Origin of the sequence: Pseudomonas sp. Q2-TVG4-2, from assembly GCF_013620795.1 — a bacterium.
Taxonomy (GTDB): Bacteria; Pseudomonadota; Gammaproteobacteria; order Pseudomonadales; family Pseudomonadaceae; genus Stutzerimonas.
Genome location: NZ_LGLW01000026.1, coordinates 1 through 2302, shown reverse-complemented (window position 1 = coordinate 2302; position 2302 = coordinate 1). Strand labels below are relative to the sequence as shown.

Genomic DNA, 2302 nt, shown 5'->3' with positions numbered 1-2302 from the left:
CGTGCTGACCCGTCTGTTTGAAAGCGCTTGATCCGAAATCTGCCGCGCCTTGCGGGCAGTATTCCTGGCTGTTGACCAGGAGCGGAAAAACGTAACCGCGCCAGAAAAACGCAGTTGGGCTCAAGGCCTGATTAGAAGATGAAGCATAAAAAATGGGCTTCGGCTCTATTAAACCGCACAAAAGAGGCCGCGCCGCTCATGCTCTGTGGCCGAGTGCCGGCTGTTGCAGGAGGAAGCTGGATGAGTGAAACAATCGATAGCAGCCGCCGGCGAGTGTTGGCTGCAGGTGCTGGCGCGATAGCATTCGCTGGGCTTGGCGGCCTTGCGCCTCGAGCATCTGCTACGTCGCAGAATCCTTTGCCCGATTACGCCAGCTGGAAAGACCAGCAAGCGCTTGTCGTGCACAGCGCCACGACTCTTGAGACCAAGCGGGGCCGTGAAGGTACCAGCGGAATCACACCCAATCATGAGCTCTATGTGCGTAACAACCTACCGGCCCCAGACGAGGCCATAACCAATGATCGTGACGGATGGGAGGTGGCCATCGAGGGCGTGAAACACCCTCGCACCCTTACTGTCGCGGAACTGAAGACGATGGGCATTGAGACGGTTGCAGCCGTTTTGCAATGCTCGGGTAACGGCCGTGCCTTCTTCGACCACAAGGCCAGTGGTACGCAATGGGAAGTCGGTGCAGCCGGAAATGTGTTATGGAGCGGGGTGCCCTTGCGCGCCGTGGTCGAGGCGCTGGGTGGGCTTGTTGACGGCGTGAATTTCATTACCAGTACTGGCGGTGAAGCATTGCCGGAGGGGCTCGACCCCAAGAGCCTGGTCGTCGAGCGCTCGGTACCGCTGGCGGCACAGGAACATGCATTGCTTGCCTGGGAAATGAATGGCGAGCCGATACCGCTTGCGCATGGGGGACCTTTGCGGTTGGTGGTGCCCGGCTATTACGGTGTCAACAACATCAAGTATGTCAAGCAAGTCGCTTTTACCGCGAAGCAGACCGGCGCAGCGATTCAGGCCAGTGGCTATCGGATGCGACCTGTGGGTGAGAAGGGCGCACCTGGCCAGCAATCCATGTGGGAGATGAACGTTAAGTCATGGGTAACTAATCCGCTGCGCGACGTGGTGAGAGGAAGGGTTCAAATTTCCGGAGTCGCCTTCGGTGGCGCGCGAGCGCTTGCAGGTGTCGAAGTATCCATCGACGGGGGCCAGACTTGGCGTAAGGCGCGTTTGGTCGGCCCGGATATGGGGCGGTTCGCCTGGCGCACCTTTGTACTCGACACCGACCTGCCGGCTGGTACCCATAGCGTCGCCAGCCGAGCCGCTGACAGCGAAGGTAACGCACAGCCGGAGCATTTTCCAGAGAACGAGCGGGGTTATGGACACAACGGTTGGCGTCGCCATTCCGTGTCGATAACCGTCGCGTGACCATCCAGTGCCCGCTCCGTGGCGGGGCGGGCACCGCTTACATATGATGCGAGGTTCTCTATGTCGATAATGCCCAGAATGCGTTTGCCGCTGCGGTTGGTATCCGCTTTGCTGTTTCCGGTTTCGCTCACGTCTATGGCTGCCGACCAAACGACCCTCCAACTGGGTAGATCGTTGTTCACGGCCGAGGCCTCACCACCTTGTGCGGTATGTCATACGCTCGCCGATGCGGGGGCGAGCGGGTCCGTCGGCCCTGACCTCGACGCGCTGAAGCCGTCCGCTGAGCGGGTAACAGCCGCAGTCAGGGGAGGCATCGGCGTGATGCCGGCGTTCGAAGCTCTGACCGAGGAGCAGGTCAGCGCTATCTCCGAATATGTCTCGATGGTGGCCGGGATTCGATAGACGCTGCGGCCGGCATATATTGGGCGGGCGCCCGCAAGGGCACGGTTGGTGCTCGATCGGCTGGGTCGCCGATAGAAATTGCAATGACGTCGACAATTCGCGAATAAACCTACCCCTCTGCGGTCGCGGGCCGCCGTCCTATTCATACGAATAAGTGCACTGCCCACCAGCGCGACGGTTGGTGCTTGGTTGGCTACGCCGGCCCGTCGGTCTTTTCGAGGACGGGAGCGGCCTTGAACCCAAATGCTCATACGAAGCGGAATTTTCCAACAGCGGCAGGCGATCTTGGCTGTTGCTTGGGGTTCGCTACGGAGTGGGTCCAGCAGCAGATGTTTCCGCCTGAAACTGCGAAGACTTTTCGTATGTCTCCTTGACTATCATTCATACTATATCCTATACATGACATGTGGTTCGAAACGATGCCCATGAGGAGAGTGTGATGGATATTGATTTTGTGGTTCACGATGCT

At 59.0% G+C, this 2302-nt stretch carries 2 protein-coding genes; both read left to right on the top strand.

The annotated features are described in order from the left end of the window. The first annotated feature begins 240 nt into the window (after nt 1-240). Nucleotides 241-1431, top strand: coding sequence for a sulfite oxidase (locus H3028_RS21005; RefSeq protein ID WP_181299129.1), 1191 nt, complete (start codon nt 241-243; stop codon nt 1429-1431). Between the two features lie 78 nt (nt 1432-1509). Further along, a complete protein-coding gene (locus tag H3028_RS21000; protein WP_219920339.1) occupies nt 1510-1833 on the top strand; it encodes a cytochrome c in 324 nt (107 codons plus the stop codon). Nucleotides 1834-2302 lie beyond the last annotated feature (469 nt).